This window comes from Jiangella ureilytica (assembly GCF_004348545.1).
Classification (GTDB): Bacteria; Actinomycetota; Actinomycetes; order Jiangellales; family Jiangellaceae; genus Jiangella; species Jiangella ureilytica.
In genome coordinates this window covers 1-18,891 of record NZ_SMKL01000008.1, presented here as the reverse complement: position 1 = coordinate 18,891, position 18,891 = coordinate 1, and the positions used below count along the sequence as shown (strand labels likewise).

22 protein-coding genes are annotated in these 18,891 nt (G+C 73.0%); 10 read left to right on the top strand and 12 right to left on the bottom strand.

Going from position 1 to position 18,891, the window contains the following annotated elements; translation table 11 throughout:
• Positions 1-111: 111 nt before the first annotated feature.
• Positions 112-786, bottom strand: coding sequence for an RNA polymerase sigma factor (locus E1212_RS05060; RefSeq protein WP_131979987.1), 675 nt, complete (start codon positions 784-786; stop codon positions 112-114).
• Positions 787-881: 95 nt separating this feature from the next.
• Here E1212_RS05060 and E1212_RS05055 point away from each other — a divergent pair, with 95 nt between their 5' ends.
• Entirely contained in the window at positions 882-1,154 is a 273-nt protein-coding gene (locus E1212_RS05055; RefSeq protein WP_131979985.1) for a peptidoglycan-binding protein, read from the top strand.
• Positions 1,155-1,156: 2 nt separating this feature from the next.
• On the opposite strand, the gene E1212_RS05050 is transcribed toward E1212_RS05055, so the two are convergent.
• Positions 1,157-1,699, bottom strand: coding sequence for an MOSC domain-containing protein (locus tag E1212_RS05050; protein WP_131979983.1), 543 nt, complete (start codon positions 1,697-1,699; stop codon positions 1,157-1,159).
• Between the two features lie 35 nt (positions 1,700-1,734).
• Here E1212_RS05050 and E1212_RS05045 point away from each other — a divergent pair, with 35 nt between their 5' ends.
• The 6 genes from E1212_RS05045 to E1212_RS05025 all read left to right on the top strand — a co-directional run bounded on the left by E1212_RS05045 (position 1,735) and on the right by E1212_RS05025 (position 6,355).
• Positions 1,735-2,073 carry a GNAT family N-acetyltransferase gene (locus E1212_RS05045; RefSeq protein ID WP_131979981.1) on the top strand — a complete coding sequence of 113 codons (339 nt, stop codon included), beginning with the start codon at positions 1,735-1,737 and terminating at the stop codon, positions 2,071-2,073.
• Complete coding sequence (locus E1212_RS29260; RefSeq protein WP_162605319.1) at positions 2,066-2,518, top strand: hypothetical protein; 453 nt, start codon at positions 2,066-2,068, stop codon at positions 2,516-2,518. The genes E1212_RS05045 and E1212_RS29260 overlap by 8 nt, the downstream gene beginning before the upstream one ends.
• Positions 2,519-2,558: 40 nt before the next feature.
• Positions 2,559-3,014 carry a GNAT family N-acetyltransferase gene (locus E1212_RS05035; RefSeq protein WP_131979979.1) on the top strand — a complete coding sequence of 152 codons (456 nt, stop codon included), beginning with the start codon at positions 2,559-2,561 and terminating at the stop codon, positions 3,012-3,014.
• A 150-nt stretch (positions 3,015-3,164) separates the two neighbouring features.
• A complete protein-coding gene (locus E1212_RS29255) occupies positions 3,165-3,317 on the top strand; it encodes a hypothetical protein (protein ID WP_162605318.1) in 153 nt (50 codons plus the stop codon).
• Between the two features lie 234 nt (positions 3,318-3,551).
• On the top strand, positions 3,552-5,018 hold the full coding sequence (locus E1212_RS05030; protein ID WP_238992253.1) for a glycosyltransferase: 1,467 nt from the start codon (positions 3,552-3,554) through the stop codon (positions 5,016-5,018).
• On the top strand, positions 5,015-6,355 hold the full coding sequence (locus E1212_RS05025; protein WP_131979975.1) for a D-glucuronyl C5-epimerase family protein: 1,341 nt from the start codon (positions 5,015-5,017) through the stop codon (positions 6,353-6,355). The genes E1212_RS05030 and E1212_RS05025 overlap by 4 nt, the downstream gene beginning before the upstream one ends.
• A gap of 3 nt (positions 6,356-6,358) precedes the next feature.
• Here E1212_RS05025 and E1212_RS05020 read toward each other — a convergent pair whose 3' ends face one another.
• From E1212_RS05020 to E1212_RS05000, 5 genes are all read right to left on the bottom strand, one after another.
• Positions 6,359-6,874, bottom strand: coding sequence for a MarR family winged helix-turn-helix transcriptional regulator (locus E1212_RS05020; protein WP_131979973.1), 516 nt, complete (start codon positions 6,872-6,874; stop codon positions 6,359-6,361).
• Between the two features lie 5 nt (positions 6,875-6,879).
• Complete coding sequence (locus E1212_RS05015; protein ID WP_131979971.1) at positions 6,880-7,494, bottom strand: DJ-1/PfpI family protein; 615 nt, start codon at positions 7,492-7,494, stop codon at positions 6,880-6,882.
• Between the two features lie 60 nt (positions 7,495-7,554).
• Positions 7,555-8,319: an ABC transporter permease gene (locus tag E1212_RS05010; protein ID WP_131979969.1), complete on the bottom strand. Its 765-nt coding sequence runs from the start codon at positions 8,317-8,319 to the stop codon at positions 7,555-7,557.
• On the bottom strand, positions 8,316-9,128 hold the full coding sequence (locus E1212_RS05005) for an ABC transporter ATP-binding protein (RefSeq protein ID WP_131979967.1): 813 nt from the start codon (positions 9,126-9,128) through the stop codon (positions 8,316-8,318). Before E1212_RS05005 ends, E1212_RS05010 begins: the two co-directional genes overlap by 4 nt.
• Positions 9,129-9,231: 103 nt before the next feature.
• Positions 9,232-10,332, bottom strand: a complete 1,101-nt coding sequence (locus E1212_RS05000; RefSeq protein ID WP_131979965.1) for a sulfite oxidase — start codon at positions 10,330-10,332, stop codon at positions 9,232-9,234.
• A gap of 128 nt (positions 10,333-10,460) precedes the next feature.
• Here E1212_RS05000 and E1212_RS04995 point away from each other — a divergent pair, with 128 nt between their 5' ends.
• Positions 10,461-11,831 carry an FAD-binding oxidoreductase gene (locus E1212_RS04995; RefSeq protein WP_131979963.1) on the top strand — a complete coding sequence of 457 codons (1,371 nt, stop codon included), beginning with the start codon at positions 10,461-10,463 and terminating at the stop codon, positions 11,829-11,831.
• A gap of 27 nt (positions 11,832-11,858) precedes the next feature.
• Here E1212_RS04995 and E1212_RS04990 read toward each other — a convergent pair whose 3' ends face one another.
• The 5 genes from E1212_RS04990 to idi all read right to left on the bottom strand — a co-directional run bounded on the left by E1212_RS04990 (position 11,859) and on the right by idi (position 16,302).
• The gene (locus E1212_RS04990) at positions 11,859-12,743 is read right to left on the bottom strand and encodes an RNA polymerase sigma-70 factor (protein ID WP_131979961.1); all 885 of its coding nucleotides are present in this window, start codon (positions 12,741-12,743) and stop codon (positions 11,859-11,861) included.
• Between the two features lie 8 nt (positions 12,744-12,751).
• Positions 12,752-13,690 carry an NAD-dependent epimerase/dehydratase family protein gene (locus E1212_RS04985; RefSeq protein WP_131979959.1) on the bottom strand — a complete coding sequence of 313 codons (939 nt, stop codon included), beginning with the start codon at positions 13,688-13,690 and terminating at the stop codon, positions 12,752-12,754.
• Positions 13,691-13,762: 72 nt separating this feature from the next.
• Positions 13,763-14,557 carry an endonuclease/exonuclease/phosphatase family protein gene (locus E1212_RS04980; RefSeq protein WP_162605316.1) on the bottom strand — a complete coding sequence of 265 codons (795 nt, stop codon included), beginning with the start codon at positions 14,555-14,557 and terminating at the stop codon, positions 13,763-13,765.
• 48 nt (positions 14,558-14,605) lie between these two features.
• The gene (locus E1212_RS04975) at positions 14,606-15,253 is read right to left on the bottom strand and encodes a pyridoxamine 5'-phosphate oxidase family protein (RefSeq protein ID WP_203416422.1); all 648 of its coding nucleotides are present in this window, start codon (positions 15,251-15,253) and stop codon (positions 14,606-14,608) included.
• 446 nt (positions 15,254-15,699) lie between these two features.
• On the bottom strand, positions 15,700-16,302 hold the full coding sequence (idi, locus tag E1212_RS04970) for an isopentenyl-diphosphate Delta-isomerase (RefSeq protein ID WP_131979955.1): 603 nt from the start codon (positions 16,300-16,302) through the stop codon (positions 15,700-15,702).
• Positions 16,303-16,461: 159 nt separating this feature from the next.
• Here idi and E1212_RS29905 point away from each other — a divergent pair, with 159 nt between their 5' ends.
• Both E1212_RS29905 and E1212_RS04960 read left to right on the top strand, forming a co-directional pair.
• On the top strand, positions 16,462-16,869 hold the full coding sequence (locus E1212_RS29905; RefSeq protein ID WP_203416420.1) for a rhodanese-like domain-containing protein: 408 nt from the start codon (positions 16,462-16,464) through the stop codon (positions 16,867-16,869).
• Positions 16,870-16,960: 91 nt separating this feature from the next.
• Complete coding sequence (locus E1212_RS04960) at positions 16,961-18,778, top strand: AfsR/SARP family transcriptional regulator (RefSeq protein WP_131979951.1); 1,818 nt, start codon at positions 16,961-16,963, stop codon at positions 18,776-18,778.
• The last annotated feature ends 113 nt before the right edge of the window (positions 18,779-18,891 follow it).

Genomic DNA, 18,891 nt, shown 5'->3' with positions numbered 1-18,891 from the left:
CGACCGGCTGGCCGGTCCTCGACGTCGACGGGTCCATCCCGGCGGCGGCGGGTGCGGCCTGCCGCGCCACCGGCCGCGCGACCGGCCGCGAGGAGCGCCCGGCGCCGGCCGTCAGGCCGACTCGGTGCCGTCGAGGTAGGCGTGCAGCCGCTGCCGGACGTGGTGGCGGGCCCGGCCGATGGCCTTGCGGGCCGCGGCCGGGTCGAGCCCGGCGGTGCGGGCGGCGACCTCGATCGGGATGTCCTGGACGTCGACCAGGTTCAGCAGCGTGGCCTGCGCGGCCGGCAGCTCCGCGAGTGCGCCGTCGACGACGCCGTAGAGCTCCTCGGTGTCGATCTCGGCGTCAGGGCCCAGGACGCGGGCGCCGTCGGGCCACGAGTTCGGGGAGTCGACCCAGTCGCCGAGGTCGGTGGTCTCCTCGTAGAACGAGGGGTAGTACAGCTCGGCGGGGCTGTCCTCGTCGGGCCCGGTGTCGGCGATCTCGGTGATGCGGTCCTCGCGGACCCGCTCGGTGTCGACGTCGCTGTCGCGGTACTGGACCGCCAGGTCGGCCAGGCGCTCCAGCACGGCCGGCAGCTCTGCCGACCCGGACCGCTCGAGGACGTCGGCATACGCCGTCTGGACCAGGTCCTCGGCGTTCACGGGGTCGATGGCGCGAGCCAGCGCCAGCAGCTGCGGCCCGCCGCCGGCGAGGGTCTCGTCCATGACGCTGGGGGCCTCGGTGCTGCGCCGGCTGCGGAGGACGCCGAGTGTGGTGCGCAACTGGTCGTGGTGCTCCGTCGTCATGGACCCAGCGTACGAGCAGGCGGCGAACGTCCTGCGGGAACGGCCCGGCACTCCCTACGCTGAGCCTCAGATCGTCGTCGATCGCTGGAGGGGACATGGCCGAGCCCGTGGTTGTCGAAGTCGTTCCGTTCCCGGGGCCCGAGGTGTTCGGGGCCGGCAAGGAGAACGACTACGTACTCCTCGTCGGTGCCGCGCTGGTGCTGCGCGGCAAGAAGTACCGCGACCTCTACAAGGAAGGACCCAGCCGCAGCTGGTCGAACGTCGACCAGGCCGCGGTCAAGGCCTTCCAGGAGGATCAGGGCTGGAAGGGCACCGACGCCGACGGCATTCCCGGCAAGAAGACCTGGGAGCTGCTCGGCCTCGGCTGACACTACGTCGCGGCCGGCCAGGAGACGGTGAGGGCCGCCGGGCCGAGCCGCAGCATGCCGTCGTCGAGAGGTGTGCACCGCACGCCGCCGCGGCCGCGCAGGCCGCGGAACGCGCCCGGCGCCAGCACCACGTCCATCCAGGCGCACGGGTTGGCCGGGCGGTGCGCCTGGAAGCGGACCGGCCCGGCGCCGGAGTCGAGCGCGAACACCGCGCCGGGGTGCGGCCGCCGTGCCGCGAGCTCGTCGACGCCGAAGCCGCGCAGGATGATGTTGCGCCTGGTCAGCAGCGGGTCGAGCGGACCCGAGCCGAGAGTGGCCGCGAGCTCGTCGAGCGCCGCCGCGTCGAACACCGTCACGGCCGCGTTGCGGTGCGCCCGGTGGCCGAAGTACCGGTCGCCCACCAGCCCGAGCCCGGCGCGGACGGTGACCTCGGTGCGGGCGGCCGGCTCCGGGTCGGGCCGCGGACCGGCCTGCGGCCGGCCCTCGTAAGCGTGCACCGGCGAGACCACCAACCCCACGATCTCGACCTCGACCCGGTTCCCCACGCCCCGACCCTAGCGGGGAGTGACACGATGCAGAGGTGAGCGACGAATCCGCACCGGCCGCCGGCGACATCGTCGTGCGCGACAACCCGGAGGCCCGCAGCTACGACGCCCTCGTCGGCGACACGCTGGTGGCGATCACCGCCTACGAGGCCGAGGGCACGCGGCGCGTGCTGACACACACCGCCGTCGAGCCGGAGTACCGCGGCCGCGGGGTCGGGGGCCGGCTCGTCCGCGGCGTCCTCGACGACCTTCGCGCCCGGGGACTGACGGCGACGGTGTTCTGCGAGTACGTCGCCGGCTACATCGAGAGCCATCCCGAGTACGCCGACGTGGTCGACCCGGACCAGCCCGGCCGGGTGCAGCCCGGTGCCTGACGCGGGCACCGCGCTCCCGTTCGTCGACGAGCACCGGCTGCTGGTGCCCGCCCCGCCGGAGGCCGTCTGGTCGGCGCTGGCCGCGCACGTCCGCGACCCCGCGCCGGCGCTGCTCCATGCCGTGCTGGCGACGCGGCCCCGGCGGGCGGCCGGGGCGGGGCTGGAGCCGGGCGCAGCGGTGCCCGGGTTCGCCGTCGCCGAGGCGGAGCCGCAGCGCCGCGTCCGGCTGACCGGGCGGCACCGGTTCTCCGTCTACGCGCTCACCTTCACACTGGACGTCGCGCCGGGCGGGACGGTGGTCGGCGCGCGCACCGAGGCGGCCTTCCCCGGCCCGCACGGACGGCTCTACCGGATGCTCGTCATCGGCAGCGGCGCCCACCGGGTGGCCGTCGGCCGTATCCTCCGCGACGTCCGCCGCCGTGCGGAGCGCGAAACCTCCCGGTGACACGGGCGTCCTACAGTCGGGCTCGACGAAGGGAGTGGCGATGAAGATCGCCGTCGACGACCTGCGCGGCCCGGAGATCGCCGCGTTCCTCGACGAGCACGTGCGTGAGATGCTGTCCATCACCCCGCCGGAGAGCAAGCACGCCCTCGACCTCGACGGGCTGCGGCAGCCCGAGGTGACGTTCTGGGCGGTGCGCGACGGCGGCAGCGTCGTCGGGTGCGGGGCGATCAAGCGGCTCGACCGGCAGCACGCCGAGGTGAAGTCGATGCGCACCGCCGTCGCGCGCAAGCGCAGCGGCATCGCGTCGCTGCTGCTGGGGCACATCATCGACGAGGCGCGGGCCATGGGGTACACGCGGCTGAGCCTCGAGACCGGTTCGGACGATTTCTTCGCCCCTGCCCGACGGCTCTATGAGAAGTTCGGGTTCGGCTATTGCGAGCCATTCGCCGACTATCGTCCCGACCCGCTCAGCGTTTTCATGACCCGCACTCTCTGAGGGTTCGGCGGCGCTATGACGTGGATCACACCTGCCCCGCGTGCTGACGGCCCGCTCGCCGGACTCCCCTGTGATGAGGGAGTGCAGCCTCCTCCCTCGCCGGTGGAGGGGAGGCGCGCCATGGCGACGCCGAGGCGGGGGAGATTCCGAGTGCCGCGCAGGCGGAGGGGCGAGCTGCTGACGCCGGCGTTCGCCCGCGAGTTGCGCAGCACGCTGCTGCAGGTTCAGGTGGCGGCGTCGGTGACGATCGTGCTCGCACTGCTGGGCGCCGCCCTGATCACGGGCCTGAGCGTCCGTCCCTGAGGCCTGCCCGTTCTCATGGCGGTGCGGCCCCCGCTCGCCCTCATGCCGCCTGGTGCAGTACAACAGTGGTGCGCCTCAAATCGAATGCCGAGCCGGGGTCGCTGAATTCCGCGCAGGGTGGGACCGAGCGCATTCGATAGGGGAACCATGCGGCAACGCGGGCACGACGACATTCGTTCGTCATCTGTTCGCCGGGGCGACGAACCCGGTACCAGAACGGCCGTCGTGGTGACCATGAAGCCGCGATTGCGGGGCCGAATTCGCAGAACCGTCGAAACGCTGCTTCTCATGGGGTTCACCGTGGTGTTCCTCACCCACACCGATCCCGAACCGATTCGCGGCGATCTCTCTCACCCGCGATTCGAGGTCCGGCAGGTTCGAGTGCGGTCCTGGCTCGAGCGGGTCCAGATCGCCATGAGTGCGAGGAGTGTCCGCCGCCTGGAGCGGTATCGGGCTCGCGTGCGGCGCCGGCATCGTCGTCGTGTCCAGGCGTGGGTCAGGTCCGACTTCGATCGCCCGCCGGCCACGGGTGAACCGCGCCGGAGCCTGTGGTTCAGGGTGCGCCGGCTGCACCGGCGGCTGCGCCTGCTCGTGGTGCGGACGTTCCGGCGCGCGATGCGGCGGGTGCGGCGCCGGCGCAACGCGGCGTGGCGATGGAGCATCCGGACCATGCGCTGGGCGCTGCGCCCGCTGCACCGGTTCAGCCGGTTCCTGGCGTACTGGGAGGCCAGCGCGGCGCTGATCCGCGCCGAGGAGCCCGATCTGGTGGTGAGCTCAGATCTGCCCGGGCTGGTCGGCGCCAGCCGCGGCGCGCGGGCGATCGGGAGCCCGCACGCGCACGACTGCCACGAGCTGTATCTCGAGAGCACCGCCCTGAGCCGGCTCGACAAGTTCCTGTTCCGCCCGTTCGAGCGCACCTACATGCGCCGGGCCGACGTCGTGTTCTCCGTGAACCACAGCATCGCCGCCGAGTACCGGCGCCGGTACGGGCTCAAGCGCATGCGCGTGGTGCGCAACTGCGCGCAGCTTCCGGACCAAGTCGAGCCGGTCGAGCTGTGGCGGGTGGCGCACCTGCCGCCGAGTGCGACGATCATGCTCTACCAGGGTGGCTTCGCTCCGGGGCGCGGGTTGGAGGTGCTCATCGACGGCGTCAGCGAGCTGCCGGCCGACGTGGCGCTGGTCCTGCTCGGGTTCGGGGCGATGGAGGACGAGCTGTGGCAGCTGGCGGCCGATCGCGGCATCAGCGACCGGTTCCGCATCCTTCCCGCGGTGCCTCCGGAACAGCTGCTCTCGTACACGGCCGGAGCGGACGTGGGGCTCATTCCGTACCAGCCGGTGTCGCGCAACAATTACTACAGCCTGCCGAACAAGGTGTTCGAATACACCGCCGTCGGCGTGCCGATCATTACGTCGGATTTGCCAGAATTGCGCAAGGTGGCGGTTTCGTCCGGTTGCGGCGTAGTCTACGACCCGTACGACCCCGCATCGTTCACTGCCGCAGCGGCGAACCTGCTCCAGCCATCCGTCTATCCCCAGGCGCGGGCTGCCGCGCTGCAGTACGGCGCGGAGAACCACTGGGGGCTGGAGCGGCGGCGGTTCGAGACGGCGATCACCCGTCTGGTGCCCGCCGGCCTCGAGGCGCCCAGGTCCGTCGACCCACTCGCCGTGGTTGGTGAGCGACCCCTGGAGGCCCTTCCATGACCGACGTCGTTGCGGCGCCGGCACTCGCCGCCGACCCGCGCGCACTCGGACTGCCCGCCGTCGACGCCAAGACCGCGCGCCGCGTACAGCTGGGCCCGGAGACCGGGTTCGGTCCCGACGGGTTCCCGCACCGCGTGCGGCCCGACGGCTCGGCGGTGCCGCACCCGATCCTCGGCAGCTACCTGCTCCGGGGCTACCTCGACACCTTCGAGGCCTCCGGTCGCAGCGATCACCTGGCCGCGGCCTCGCTGGTCGCGCAGGGCGCACTGGCGCGGATGGAGGAGTTCGACGGCACCCGGGTGCTCTGGCAGCAGCCCGACTGGGGACTGTCGTCCTGGGTGCACCGCAGGCACTACTCCGGCCTGACGCAGTGCTACTACGCCGTCGAGCTGGCCCGGCTCGGGCAGTTCACCGAGGACGAGAACGTTCTGCGGCAGGCCGAGCAGGTGATGCGCTCGCTGCTGGTCCCGGTCGACCAGGGCGGCGTTCTTGTCAACGCTCACGATCTCGTGGCGTTCGAGGAGTCGCCGGCCCGGCCCGTGAGCCTCGTCCTCAACGGCTGGCTGTCGATCCTCGAGTCGATCGCGCAGTACGCCCGGCTGACCGGGTCCGACGACTGGCGGCAGACCCTCGAGGCCGGCCTGACCGGTCTCGAGCGCGCGCTGCCGTGGTACGACGCCGAGCCGCTGGCGCTGAGCCGGTCCAGCCTCCTGGGCTACCAGTACGTCCGGCTGCGCATGGGCGCCGACGGCACCCGGGTGCGCTCGGCCGTCGTCGAGGCGCCCGGCTCGTCGCCCGCCGAGGTCCTGTGGGGCCCCGGTGCGCGCGAGCGCGGCCGCTACCAGAGCTCGTTCAACGAGGGTGACGTCGACGCGCAGGGCACCCTGAGCCGGGCGACGCGGGCGAACCTGGTGGTGTCGCGCTTCGGCCACCCGGTGCGCAACGCGCTCGTGCTCGAGCTCGACTCCGTCCTGGGGCAGCGGTGCTCCATCGACGTCCAGACGACGCGCTACGAGCCGCAGGCGGCCGCCCCGGTCACCGAGGGCTGGCAGCGGGTGGCCACCTTCGCCGTCGCTCCCGGCGTCAGCACCACCCGCATCGAGCTGCCCTGGAGCGCGCTGCCGCTGATCGGCTTCCCGGTCAACTTCCGCAAGCGGACACCGTCGGGCGTCAGCGCCACACACGACGTCCACGTGAAGCGACTGGAAACCCTCGGCGCGGAGTTCGGCCGCCCGGTGCTCACCGGCTGGGCCCAGCTGTGGCGGGAGTACCAGAAGCGCTGGCCCGAGGTGCCCGAGCTGGCCGGGCTCTTCGGCGCCCGCGCCGGCGACCACTGAGTCTCAGCCGGTCCGCTCCTGTTCGTCCGCCGGCTGCTCGGCCTCGAGGACGCCGACCAGCCGGCGCATCGTCTCGAGGGCCTGGGTGAGGTCGTCGAGGTCGAGCTGGGAACCGATGTGCTCGGCCCACGGGTGCTGGACCAGTGAGATGCGCCGGATCGCCCAGTAGCCGGCCTCGGTGCAGGCCAGCAGCTTGGCCCGGCGGTGCGCCGGGTTGTCGCGGTACTCGGCCAGGCCCTGCTCGACCAGCAGGTCCGCGACCCGGCGCACGCCCTGCCGCGACATGCCCATGAGCCGGCCGATACCCGCGTGCGTGCGCGGCTGGTCGAGGATGCCGCCGAGCACCTGCCACCACGCGGCGGTGATGCCGCCGGCCGCGGCCATGCCCTGGGCGGCCTCCATGAGCCGGGCATTGAGCCGGAACGTCGTCAAGGCGATGTCGGTGAGCGCTCGGCCCGCGGGACTGGCCGGCGGTGGCTCCGGCCAGTCCGCGCGTGGCGGGATCTCCGTCGTCGTCATGCCGCTCAGTGTGCCTGCACGAGCACCGGGTAGGCGCTCGGGTCGGCACGATGGAACACGTCCTCGTACGCCTGCAGCGTCTCGTCCGACGCCAGGCCCAGCCGGCTCAGCGTCGAGCGGGCGAACTGCACCGGGGAGTCCGGCCCGGCCGTCACGACGTCGCCGCCGACGACGGCGCGCGCGTCGACGTAGCGGTCCTGGCCGCCGTAGCCGGGCTGCGCCAGCAGGTACCCGGCCGCCGCGCTGGTGTGCTCGCGGTCGTCGAGCAGCCCGGCTTGCGCCAGGCCCGCCGTCGCGCCGCAGATGGCGGCCACCGGCACCCTCGCGTCGAGGAACCTGCGGGCGGCGTCGGTCCACGGCCGGCCGCCGCCGGCGTCCCAGAACTCCGCGCCGGCGAGCACCAGCAGGTCGCTGCTCGCCGGGTCGAGGTCGGCCAGCACCAGGTCGGGTACGATGCGCAGCCCGCCCATGGTCGTGACCGGCTCGGCCGACTCGGCCACCGTGACGACCTTCCACGGCGTGCCGGTGAACCGGCCGGTGCGCAGCTCGACGATGAGGTGCCCGATCTCCCAGTCGGCGAGCGTGTCGTACAGGGCGACGTGTGCGGTGTTAGTGGTCATAGACAACATGTTGTCATCTTGGGAACGTGTTGTCAATAGAGTGGTGAGAGCGAGGCCGGCTCAGTCGTAGCGGCGGACCATCCGCACGTTGAGGAACAGCATCAGCGCGCCGAACGCCGCCACCACGCCGAACCCGCGGCCCAGGACGTCCCACTGCAGGTCCTGCAGGATCAGCGACCGCAGCGCCTCCATGACATACGTGACGGGGTTGAGCGTCGCCGCGATCTCCATGGGCCGGGTGAGCAGATCGCGCGGCACGAAGTTGGGCGTCAGGAACAGCAACGGGAAGAACACCAGCCCGCCCGAGTTGGTGGCCGCCGCGCTGCGCGTCTTCAGTGCGATGAGCTGCATGAAGCCGGTGAAGACGATGCCCCACAGCGACGTCAGCACCAGCAGCAGCACGAACCCGGCCGGCCCGCTGGCGATGGTCACACCGAACGGCAGCGCGATGATGATCAGCGCGACCGTCAGCACGGCCGTCTTCAGGCCCTCGGCGAGCAGCCGCCCGAGCACCAACGCGCCGCGCGACACCGGCGCCGCCCGCAGCTTGTCGAAGTAGCCGCCCTCGATGTCCTCGACGAGGTACAGGGCGGCCGAGCCGAACGACGCGGCCAGCAGCAGTGAGCTGGGCAGCTGGAACGCGGCGTAGGTCTGCCCGTACAGGAATGGCGTGGAGTCGGACGGGAAGATCTCGCCGGCCTGGCCGAAGTTCACGACCAGGAAGAACACCGGGATGAACAGGGTCGGCGCGAGCGCCTCGGGCGTGCGCAGCGACTCGCGGACGGCCCGGCGGCCGAGCAGGTCGGCCTGTTGCAGCGCGGTCATGCGGTCACCTCCTGGACGTCGCCGGCCACGCGCTCGCGGGTCCGGCCGGTGGCGTCGAGGAACACCTCGTCCAGCGTCGGGTCGGGCGCGTCGCCAGGCAGCCGGAGCCGTTCGCGCAGCTCCTTCTTCAGCGACGACGGCGTCCCCGCGCGCACGATGCGGCCGCCGTCGATGATCGCGAGCCGGTCGCAGAGCTGGTCGGCCTCCTCGAGGTATTGCGTGGTCAGGAAGACCGTGGTGCCGCGCTGGTTGATGCGCCGCACCTCGTCCCAGACGCTCAGCCGGCTGGCGGGGTCGAGCCCCGTGGTCGGCTCGTCGAGGAACAGCACCTCGGGCCGGTGGACCAGCGCCGACGCGAGGTCGAGCCGGCGCTTCATGCCGCCGGAGTAGCCCTTGACGCGCCGGTCGGCGTCCTCGGTGAGCTCGACCAGCTCGAGCAGCTCCTGCGCCCGCGCCGACGCCTCCGCGGCGCTGCTGCCGAACAGCCGCGCCTGCAGCACGATCAGCTCGCGCCCGGTCTGCCGATGGTCGAGTCCGGCCTCCTGCAGCGCGACGCCGATCCTGCGGCGGACGGCGTCGGGGTCGGCCGCGACGTCGATGCCGGCGACACGGGCCGTGCCCGACGTGATCGACAGCAGTGTCGTCAGCATGCGCACGGTGGTCGACTTGCCCGCGCCGTTCGGGCCCAGGAACCCGAAGACCTCGCCCGCACTGACGTTCAGGTCGACGCCACGCACGGCGTCGACGGTGCCGGAGCGTCCTCGATACTGCTTGACCAGACCCTCGGCCTCGATCGCGAGAGCGTTCATCGTCCCTCCCAGTGGTCTGTGCCACAGGGGGCGCACGGTGCGTCCCCACCGAGACGTCGAACCGTGGAGGCCGATCCCGACAACGTCGGGCGAGGAGGTTTCGTCAGCGGACGACGACGGTGACCCGTTGCGCGTGGTTGTTGGCCATGCCCTGGCGGTTCCAGGCCGGGCCGACCGGCTGCTCGTTCCCGGCAGCGTCTCGGGCGCGGGCCCGCAGCTCGTACCGTCCGGGCACCGCGTCCCACCTGCACCGCCACGACCGCCACGCGTACGGGGCCGGCTGCGGGCCGAGCTCGGCGGGCCGCCAGCCGGCACCGTCGTCGATGCTGATCTCGACGGCGTCGACGGGGGCCCAGCCGGACCACGCGCGCCCGGTAAGGACCACCGGGCCGTGGTCGACGACGCGCACGCGGCTCTGGAAGTCGGGCACGCCGGGCGGCTGGATGAGCGCCTTCGGCATGATCCGGGTGACGGGCTCGCCCGGCTCGTCGGGCTCCTGCTTGACGCGGTACGACGTGACGTTCTGGTAGCCGTCGAACTCCGTCTCGAGCACCTCGATGCCGACCAGCCACTTCACCTGCGCCATGCCGTACCAGCCGGGGACGATCAGCCGGACCGGCGCCCCGTGCTGCGGGAGCAGTGGCGCCCCGTTCATCTCGTCGACCAGCAGGACGTCGTCGCGCATCGCCTCGGCCAGCGTCAGGCCGCGGCGGTAGTCCTGCTCGACGCCGCGCTCGATGCCGTGGTCGGCGCCGGTGAACGCGACGTCGACGGCGGTCGCGGCGACCCCCGCCTCGGCGAGCACGGCCGCGAGCGGGGTCCCGGTCCACTCCGCCGTGCCGACCGCCTCGTCGAGCCAGGGCTGGCTGACAGGGCGCGGCAGCAGCCGGGCGCGGCCGTTGCCGGCGCACTCCAGCGTCACCCGCCGGGTCACCCGCGGGCGGATTCGCAGGTCGGCGAGGCTCAGCGACAGCGGCCGGGTGACCGCACCGGACACCGTCAGCCGCCAGTCGGCCGGGTCGAGCGCCGGGATGTCGTAGTGCGTCAGCAGGTAATGCAGGCCGGGCGGGGTGACGTCGTAGCGCAGCGCCTCGAGCGGCATTCCGTGGTTGCGCGCGGCGAGCCGCAACTCGTCGACCGAGATCCCCTCGTCCGGGTCGGCGATGCGCGCAGGTGCACTGACCCACTGGTCGACCGTGCCCACCCGTCCAGTCCTACTCCCCGCCGGCGCCGCTTGGCAACAGGGCGCGGGATCGGGTCGCGTCACACGCCGCGTCACACGTCGAGGTGGGAGACCTGTGGTGCTGGCCAACGACACGAGGGGGAACCACCATGGCCGAATTCACGATGGACCGACTGCGCGAGCAGGTGCGCGGGACGGTGATCACGGCCGACGACGAGGGCTACGACCAGGCCCGGCGCGTGTACAACGCGATGATCGACCGGCGTCCGCGCGCCGTGGTGCGCGTCGCCAACACGGGTGACGCGGCGACCGCCGTGCGGTACGCCCGCGCGAACGACCTCGAGGTCGCGGTCCGCGGCGGCTCGCACAGCGTGCCCGGCTTCGGCACCGTCGACGACGGCGTCGTCATCGACCTGGCCGGCATGCGCGGGGTCCGGGTCGACCCGGGCGCCCGGACGGCGCGCGCCGAGGGCGGTGCCACCTGGGGCGACTTCAACGCCGCCACCTATCCGTACGGGCTGGCCACCACCGGCGGCATCATCTCGACGACGGGGGTCGGCGGGCTGACGCTGGGCGGCGGCATCGGCTACCTGGCCCGTGGCTTCGGGCTGTCCTGCGACAACCTGGTCTCCGCCGACGTGGTGCTGGCGGACGGCCGCATCGTCGTGGCGAGCGAGCAGGAGAACGCCGACCTGTTCTGGGCGCTGCGCGGCGGCGGCGGCAACTTCGGCGTCGTGACGTCGCTGGAGTTCCGGGTGCATCCGGTCAAGGACATCTACGGCGGCCCGATGTTCTTCTCGCTCGACCATGCCGGCGACGTGCTGCGGTTCTACCGCGAGTTCATCCAGGACGCACCGGAGCAGTTCGGCGGCTTCCCGGCGTACCAGATCGCGCCGCCGCTGCCGTTCATCCCGGAAAATCGCCACGGCGAGCCGTTCCTGGCGTTCGTGGCCTGCTGGGCCGGTCCGCTGGAGGAGGGCGAGCAGGCGCTCAAGCCGCTGCGCGACGTCGCTCCCATCGTCGCCGAGCACGTCGGGCCGATGCCTTACCCCGCCCTGAACAGCGCGTTCGACGGCCTGGTGCCGCCTGGGCTGCAGCACTACTGGAAGGCGAACTTCGTCCGGACGCTGTCGGACGATGCGATCTCGGCGCACCTGTCGCACGGGCCAAAGGTGCCCGTCGTCAACTCGACGATGCACATCTACCCGATCAACGGCGCCGTCCAGCGGGTCGCCCCCGACGCGACGGCGTTCGCCTACCGCGACGCGACGTTCGCGACGGTGATCGCGGGCATGTGGCCCGACCCGGCCCAGAACGACGCCAACATCGGGTGGGTCCGCGACTACTACGCCGCGACCGCCCCGCACTCCGAGGAGGGCGGCTACGTCAACTTCATGGCCGGCGACGACCAGGACCGGGTGCCGGTGAACTACGGCGCCAACTACGACCGGCTGCGGACGGTGAAGCGCGCCTACGACCCGGACAACGTGTTCCACCTGAACCAGAACATCGTGCCGTAGGAGGTGGCGGATTCGTGGCGCCGGCGCCTACACGGTGCCGGCGCCGCCCAGCTTGTCGGGGTTGGCGACGGAGTGGATCGCGAGGATCTCGCCGTCGACGACGTCCAGGGCCATGATCCCGACCAGCCGGTCCTGGGCGTCGACGGCCACGAGGCCGGGCTGGCCGTTGACCACGCCGGCCTCGACCCGCACGCCGCGCCGCATCAGCATGGGGACGCCGGCCGCCAGCGTCCGGGCCACGCGGGACCGGCCGTGGACGGGCCGGCGCTGTGCCGGCACCTTGCCGCCGCCGTCGACGTGCAGGGACACGTCCCGGGCGAGGAGTGACTCCAGTGCCCGCAGGTCGCCCTGCCCGGCGGCGGCGAGGAAGCGCTGCGCCAGCGCCTCCCGCTGCTGCCGGGACGCGGCGTGGCGTGGCCGGCGCTCACGGACGTGGCGCCGTGCCTTCGCGACCAGGTGCCGGGTGCTGTCCACGTCGCTGCCGATGACCTCGGCGACCTCGGCGTAGGGATACTCGAACACCTCGCGCAGCAGGAACGCGGCCCGCTGCGGCGGCGTCAGGTTCTCGAGCAGCACGAGGAAGGCCAGCGAGAGCGAGTCGGCCGTCTCGGCCTGCTCGGCCGGCGTCGGGTCGGGCGACGGCCGGCCGACCAGCGGCTCCGGCAGCCACTCGCCGACGTAGCGTTCGCGCCGTGCGCGGGCCGAGCGCAGCTCGTCGATGGCGAGCCGGGTGACCAGCGTGGCGACGTACGCACGCGGCGAGGCGATCTCCTCGTCGCGCTCCAGGGTCTGGTGCATCCGCAGGAACGCCTCCTGCACCACGTCCTCGGCCTCGCTGACGCTGCCGAGCATGCGGTAGGCGATGGCGAACGCCCGCGGCCGCAGCTCGCCGTAGAGGTCGGCACCGGTCATGACGGAGGTCAGCTCATTCCCTCGACGAAACCCGTCCGCCAGCTCGGATACCGTGGCGTCCAGCCCAGCTCGCGGCGGATCTTCTCACTGGTGATGGCCCGCGACTGCGTCATGATCTCCACCGCGCCTCGGCCGGCCAGCGCCCAGACCACCCAGGCCGGCACCCGCCGCGGCGGCTTGGCGCCGAACACGCGGGCGAGCTCGAGCACGATGTCGCGCACGGGCGCGGGGTCGTCATCGGCGACATGGTAGATCCCCGGCGCGCCCCGCTCGATCGCCGCGACGGTGGCCGACGCGGCATCGGCGATGTGCACCATCGACCACAGCCCGCCGCCGCCACCGATGATCGGGAACCGGCGCTTGCGGATCAGCGCGGCCAGGCCCGCGTCCTCCGCGGTCTCGAGGCCGGTCCCCGGGCCGTAGAAGCCGCCGTAGCGCAGCACGATGCCGTCGGCCCAGGCGATGCCGGTCACCGCGTCCTCGAGATGGCGCAGCGCGGCCACGTTGGCGGCGACGTCCTTCGGAGGGTTCGGGTCGAGCGGCGCGCTCTCGTCGAGGAATCGCCCGCCGGCGGGTTCCAGCGGGGCGTAGTTGCTCTGCGCCACGACGGCGCGGACGCCGACGGCCCGACCGGCGGCCAGCAGGTGGTCGGTGCCCTCGGTGCGCAGCCGGTTGGTGGCCGCCGCCATCCGCTTCAGGGTGCGCATGGGTCCGTTCAGCGCGGTGAGCTGGTGGACGATCACCTCGGGCTCGGCCTTGGCGACCGCGTCGGCCACCGCCTCCGGGTCGAGGGCGTCGACGACCACCGGCTCGGCGCCGAGCCCGCGGAGCGCGCCGGTCTTGGCGGCCGAGCGCGTGGTGCCGACCACCTCGTGGCCGCGCTCCACGAGCTGGGGAACGATGTGCCTGCCGATCGCGCCGGACGCTCCGGCGACGAAGATCCTCATGTCGTCTCCTCTCGTCGTGCTCACCAAAGGAGACGAGACGGCCCTGCCGTTCATGAACGGCAGTGACTCAGATCACCACGCGAGGTCGACCACCACGGGGAAGTGGTCGGACGGGTACAGGCCGTTCAGCGGCTCGTCCAGGACGGCGGCGTGCGTGACCTTGGGGGTGGAGCCGCCGATCGAGGGGCGGAACATGACGTAGTCGATGCGGCGGTTGAGCTGCTTCACCGCCCCCAAGGGCGCGTCGGGGTGGGCGGCGCTCAAGGTGACGCCGTCGCCGTCCCCGCCGCCCCTGCGCGTCCACGCGTCCGTCACCGCGTCGCCGGCGGTGAGGGCCTCGATCTCCGGGGTGTCCGGGCCGGCGTTGAGGTCGCCGACCAGCAGCACCGGCAGGGCGCCGTCGCGGGTGCTGAGGTCGGTGACCAGACGGGCGAGCTCACGGGTCTGCGCCAAATGGTCCTCGGCCAGGTGGGCGTGGTACTCGGCGCAGGCGCAGACGACGTGCAGGACGCCGTCGGGGTGGTCGACGGCGGCGACGAGCGCGACCGGGCGCTCGGCACGGCTCGACGGCAGGCGGTGCGTCCACGAGTGCCGGATCGGCCAGCGGCTGAGGATCGCCAGCCCGAGGCCGACCCCGTCGTGGTCATCGGACTCGGGCGGGTCGGGCAGGTCCGGGAGCGACGGCCCGCCGAACACCGAGTGCAGCCCGAGCGGGGCGGCGAGCACCGCCGCCTGCGACGACTCGCGGGCCGACCACGACTCCTGCAGGCCGACGATGTCCGGCCGGTGGGCGGCGAGCGACGCCGCGATGCCGATCTGCCGCTCCCGCCACCGATCGCCGAAGCGCCACCAGACGTTCCAGGTCATCACGCGCACAGTGCCCGAGTTCATGGCGGGGACGTACCCGCGCGGGCCTCACTCAGTCAGGGCGCGGACCGACGGCGGGACGGGGACGCCGTCGCGTAGGTCGGGGGCTGGGACGGGGTCGCCGTAGCCGTGCCGCAGCGGGACGATGCCCGCCCAGGCCGGCCCGTCGACGTCCTCGGGAAGGTCGTCAGGCCAGCGCTCGGACACCTTGAGCGACCACTGGTCGATGGGCATCGCGCAGATCAGGGTGGCGGCGAGCTCGCGCTTGTTCGGGCGGCGCAGCTCGCCGGAGCGGCCGGGCAGGATGCGGTCGACCAGCACGTCGAGCGCGCGTTCCTTGTCCTCGCCCGCGAGTGCCGTGAACCGGCCGAACAGCACCGCGCTGCGGTAGTGGAACGACGACTCGAACGTCGCCCGCGCCACCACGACGGCGTCCATGGCGGTGACGGTGACCGAGGCGGGCGCGCCGCTGCTCAGCGACCGCAGCCAGGACGAGCCGGTCGAGCCGTGCACCAGCAGGCGCTCGCCGTCGCGCGCCACCGCGGTCGGGAACGCGACCGGATGGCCGTCGACCACCACGGCGACGTGGCCGAGGAGGACGTCCTCGAGCAAGGCATGCAGGGCGGCGAGCTCGGTCACGGCCTTGTCGGTCATGCGGGTCAGCCGCGTGGGGGCGGGGGTCTGGTTCGTCGCCATCGTCGCATTCTGCCCTGCCGGCGGGTTCGGCACGGGGCCCGGAAACGCCGAAAGCCTCTCGGGTCGGATCGAACCGAGCCGGAAGGCCGTGCCGTACTCGATCATTCCAGCGGTTCGGCGTGTGCGACGGTAGACCCGCACCGACCTGCCCGCCGACGCCGCCGGTGAGGGCTGCAACCACGCTGTGACCCCGGCCTCTGGTGGGCGGACCCGTTCGAGCTCGCACCCGCGGTCCCGTGGTCGCCGGGGCCGAGCTGACCTCGACTACGCCACCGTCACCGACGATCCCGACTGCCGCCTCGACTGCCGCTGCGGCGCGTCCCCGTGCTGAGGCGTCGTCACGGGCGTGGACTGGCGGCTTCCTGAGCTGCAGGAACGTTACGGCGACCACTGGGTGCCCGTGCTCCGCGACCGCATCGCCGGGGCCAGCCAGCCCTGACTCGACCCTAGGCGGCGGGGTCGAGGACGGCGGGTGGGAGGTCGGCGGGGTCGCCGGCCGGCCAGAACAGCGGGTCGGACGGGAACCGGGCCAGGTCGGCCACCTGCAGCGCGCACCAGGGCGACACCTCGCGCCGTCCGGACAGGACGTCGTCGCGGAACATGGGCCAGGGGATCCACTCGAAGCCGCCCACTTCCGAGGAGTGCGGTTCGGGCGGGTCGGCGGTGTCGGCGGCGAAGACCGGGCAGACCTCGTTCTCGACGACACCGTTGGGCATGACCGCGCGGTAGCGGAAACGGGGCAGGACGGGGCGTACGTTCCCCAGGCGGATGGTGAGCTCGTCGGCCGCCCGCCGGGCCAGCGCCGACACGATGTCCTCGCCCGGCGCGGGGTGGCCGCAGAACGAGTTCGTCCACACGTCCGGCCAGGTCGTCTTGGCCGCGGCGCGCTTCGTGACCAGCAAGGAGCCGGCCGCGTCGAAGACGTAGCAGGAGAACGCGAGATGCAGCGGCGTCGCCTCGTGGTGGACCTCGCTCTTCAAGGCGGTCCCCACGGCCGCACCGGCGGGATCGAGCAGCACGACCCGCTCGCCGACCAGCGTCTGTGCCATCGCGCGTCCTCCTTTCGCAGAGCGCCGTCGAAAGATCGTCCGTGCAGCATCCCGCACGCGGGTATCCCAGGGCAATGCCCGTCACACGCGGCTTCACACGCCGCTGCCGGATCGTTCCTGATCGTCAGAACATCCGTACCGACGGGGGAGAACACCACCGTGAGCACAGAGCAGTCGTCCGTTCAGGACCTCGTGGCAGACGCCAAGAGCCGGATCCGCAACCTGACCACCCACGAGGTGGCGGAGCGGATCGCGGCCGGCGGCGTCACGCTGATCGACATCCGCGAGCCGGAGGAGGTCAGCCGCGACGGCGTCATCGCGGGGGCCGTGCACGCGCCGCGCGGGATGATCGAGTTCTACGCGGACCCGGCCAGCCCGTATCACCGCGCCGAGTTCAGCCCGGCCGGCCAGACCATCCTGTACTGCGCGTCGGGCGGCCGGTCGGCACTGGCCGCGCGGGCGCTGCAGGACCTGGGCTACACCGACGTCGCGCACCTGGACGGCGGCCTCAAGGCGTGGACGGCCGAAGGCCGTTCCGTCACCGTCCACGCCTCCGTCCGCGCCTGACGGGCTCGGACGCCGCCCAGATCGGCGGGCCGCGAAGCATTCCGCGGCCCGCCGATCGGGGTGACAATCAACCCAGGCGAGGGGGGTGCGCATGGGGACGATCCGATTGCTGGGGCCGCCGGTCATCGAGCACGACGGCGGCCCGATCAGACCGCCGCGGGGGCGCAAGGCCTGGGCGTTGCTGGCGTACCTGCTGCTCGCCGACCGGCCGCCGAGCCGGCAGCGGCTGGCGGAACTGTTCTTCGGCGACGCCGAGGACCCGCTCGGCGCGCTGCGCTGGACGCTGGCGGAGCTGCGCCGCACGCTCGGCCGGCCCGACGTGTTCACCGGTGACCCGGTCGCCGTCGGCGTGCCGGGCGAGGCCGTCGACGTGCGAGCGCTGACGGACGAGCTGGCCGACCCCGCGCCGCTGCTGGAGGCCCGGGGCGAGCTGCTCGAGGGGGTGTACATCGCGGCGTGCCCGGAGGTGGAGTCGTGGCTCGCGGTCGAGCGGCACCGGGTGTCGGCCCGGCTCGAGACGCGGCTGCGGCAGGCGGCCGTCACTCTGCTCGCCGCGGGACGGGCAGCTGACGCCGTCCCTTATGCGGCCCGGGTGGTGGCGCTCAACCCGCTCGAAGAGGGTAACCACGAGCTGTTGGTCCGCAGCCTGGCGATGGCAGGGGACCGGACGGCGGCGATGCGGCAGGTGGCGGCCGGGAAGGACGTGCTGATGCGGGAGCTCGGGCTCGAGGCATCGGCCGCGCTGACGGAGGCGGCCTCGGCCGCGTCCGACTCGCCCAGGACACCGCCGCTGAGCGGCCGGGCCGCGGCATTGAGCCAGCTCGACGCGGGCCGGGCGGCGATCGTCGCCGGCGCCGTCGACCCCGGCATCCAGTGCCTGCGCCGTGCAGTCGCCGAGGCGGCGCGCTGCCGCGACCAGCAGTTGCAGGCGCGGACGCTGACGGCGCTCGGTGCCGCCCTGGTGCACGCGGTCCGCGGCCGCGACGAGGAGGGTGCGCTGGTCCTGCACGAGGCGCTGCGGTTCGCGACGGCGGCGGGCGACCGGGCCACCGCCGTCAGCTGCAACCGCGAGATGGGCTACGTCGAGGTGCAAGCCGGTCGCCGGGCCGCCGCGCGGACCTGGCTGAGCAAGGCGCAGGAGCTGGCCGAGACCGACGCCGAGCTGGCCGGGATCCTCGGCGTCCGTGGGCAGAACGCCTCCGACGAGGCCGACTACGTCGCGGCGATCAGGTTCCTCGGCGAGTCGATCGACCGCGCCCGCACGGCCGGCGACGACCGGCAGGAGGCGTGGTCGCAGTCGATCCTGGCCCGGGCGCACCTGCTGCGCGACGAGCGGCACCAGGCGGCGGCCGCGGCCGACCGGTCGCTGCGGCTGGCGCACCAGCAGCGGTGGATGGCGTTCCTGCCCTGGCCTCAGGCGCTGCGGGCCGAGGTCGACCTGCGCAACGGCGACCTCGAGACGGCCGCCGACGCGTTCGAGCAGTCGTGGGTGCTGGGCTGTCAGGTCGGCGACCCGTGCTGGGAGGGGTTCGCCGCGCGCGGGCTCGGCCTGCTCAATGCCGGCCGCGGCGACCACCGCGCCGCGACGGAGTGGCTCGCCGAGGCGACGGTGCGCTGCAACCGCGTGACCGACCGCTACCACTGGATGCAGGGGCACGTGCTGGACACCGCCATCGACACCGCCCTGTCCCGCGGCGAGGAGGAGCACGCGCGGCCGCTGGTCGCCACGCTCGGCGCGCTGGCCGCGCGTGGCGAGATGCGTGAGCTGGTCGTGCGGTCGCAGCTGCACCGGCACCGTCTGGGCGACGACGGTGCGCTGGGAACGGCGCGCGTGCTCGCCGCGGACATCGACAATCCGGCGCTGACCGCGCTGCTCGACGAACCCGACCGACCGAAGGTGACAGGCTGATGTTTCTGTCAAGCCGCTTTGGGCGGTCGGGGCTGGTAGGGCTGGCGGTCGCGGAGTATCGCGTAGAGAACGTTGATGCGTCGGCGGGCGAGTGCGATGAGGGCTTGGTGGTG

What these genes read in the sequence shown, in the direction of transcription:
- E1212_RS05060 (WP_131979987.1), bottom strand. Translation starts at nt 786, where the DNA reads ATGACGACGGAGCACCACGACCAGTTGCGCACCACACTCGGCGTCCTC.
- E1212_RS05055 (WP_131979985.1), top strand. Translation starts at nt 882, where the DNA reads ATGGCCGAGCCCGTGGTTGTCGAAGTCGTTCCGTTCCCGGGGCCCGAG.
- E1212_RS05035 (WP_131979979.1), top strand. Translation starts at nt 2,559, where the DNA reads ATGAAGATCGCCGTCGACGACCTGCGCGGCCCGGAGATCGCCGCGTTC.
- E1212_RS05030 (WP_238992253.1), top strand. Translation starts at nt 3,552, where the DNA reads ATGAAGCCGCGATTGCGGGGCCGAATTCGCAGAACCGTCGAAACGCTG.
- E1212_RS05025 (WP_131979975.1), top strand. Translation starts at nt 5,015, where the DNA reads ATGACCGACGTCGTTGCGGCGCCGGCACTCGCCGCCGACCCGCGCGCA.
- E1212_RS05020 (WP_131979973.1), bottom strand. Translation starts at nt 6,874, where the DNA reads ATGACGACGACGGAGATCCCGCCACGCGCGGACTGGCCGGAGCCACCG.
- E1212_RS05015 (WP_131979971.1), bottom strand. Translation starts at nt 7,494, where the DNA reads ATGACCACTAACACCGCACACGTCGCCCTGTACGACACGCTCGCCGAC.
- E1212_RS05010 (WP_131979969.1), bottom strand. Translation starts at nt 8,319, where the DNA reads ATGACCGCGCTGCAACAGGCCGACCTGCTCGGCCGCCGGGCCGTCCGC.
- E1212_RS05005 (WP_131979967.1), bottom strand. Translation starts at nt 9,128, where the DNA reads ATGAACGCTCTCGCGATCGAGGCCGAGGGTCTGGTCAAGCAGTATCGA.
- E1212_RS04995 (WP_131979963.1), top strand. Translation starts at nt 10,461, where the DNA reads ATGGCCGAATTCACGATGGACCGACTGCGCGAGCAGGTGCGCGGGACG.
- E1212_RS04990 (WP_131979961.1), bottom strand. Translation starts at nt 12,743, where the DNA reads ATGACCGGTGCCGACCTCTACGGCGAGCTGCGGCCGCGGGCGTTCGCC.
- E1212_RS04985 (WP_131979959.1), bottom strand. Translation starts at nt 13,690, where the DNA reads ATGAGGATCTTCGTCGCCGGAGCGTCCGGCGCGATCGGCAGGCACATC.
- E1212_RS04980 (WP_162605316.1), bottom strand. Translation starts at nt 14,557, where the DNA reads ATGACCTGGAACGTCTGGTGGCGCTTCGGCGATCGGTGGCGGGAGCGG.
- E1212_RS04975 (WP_203416422.1), bottom strand. Translation starts at nt 15,253, where the DNA reads ATGGCGACGAACCAGACCCCCGCCCCCACGCGGCTGACCCGCATGACC.
- idi (WP_131979955.1), bottom strand. Translation starts at nt 16,302, where the DNA reads ATGGCACAGACGCTGGTCGGCGAGCGGGTCGTGCTGCTCGATCCCGCC.
- E1212_RS04960 (WP_131979951.1), top strand. Translation starts at nt 16,961, where the DNA reads ATGGGGACGATCCGATTGCTGGGGCCGCCGGTCATCGAGCACGACGGC.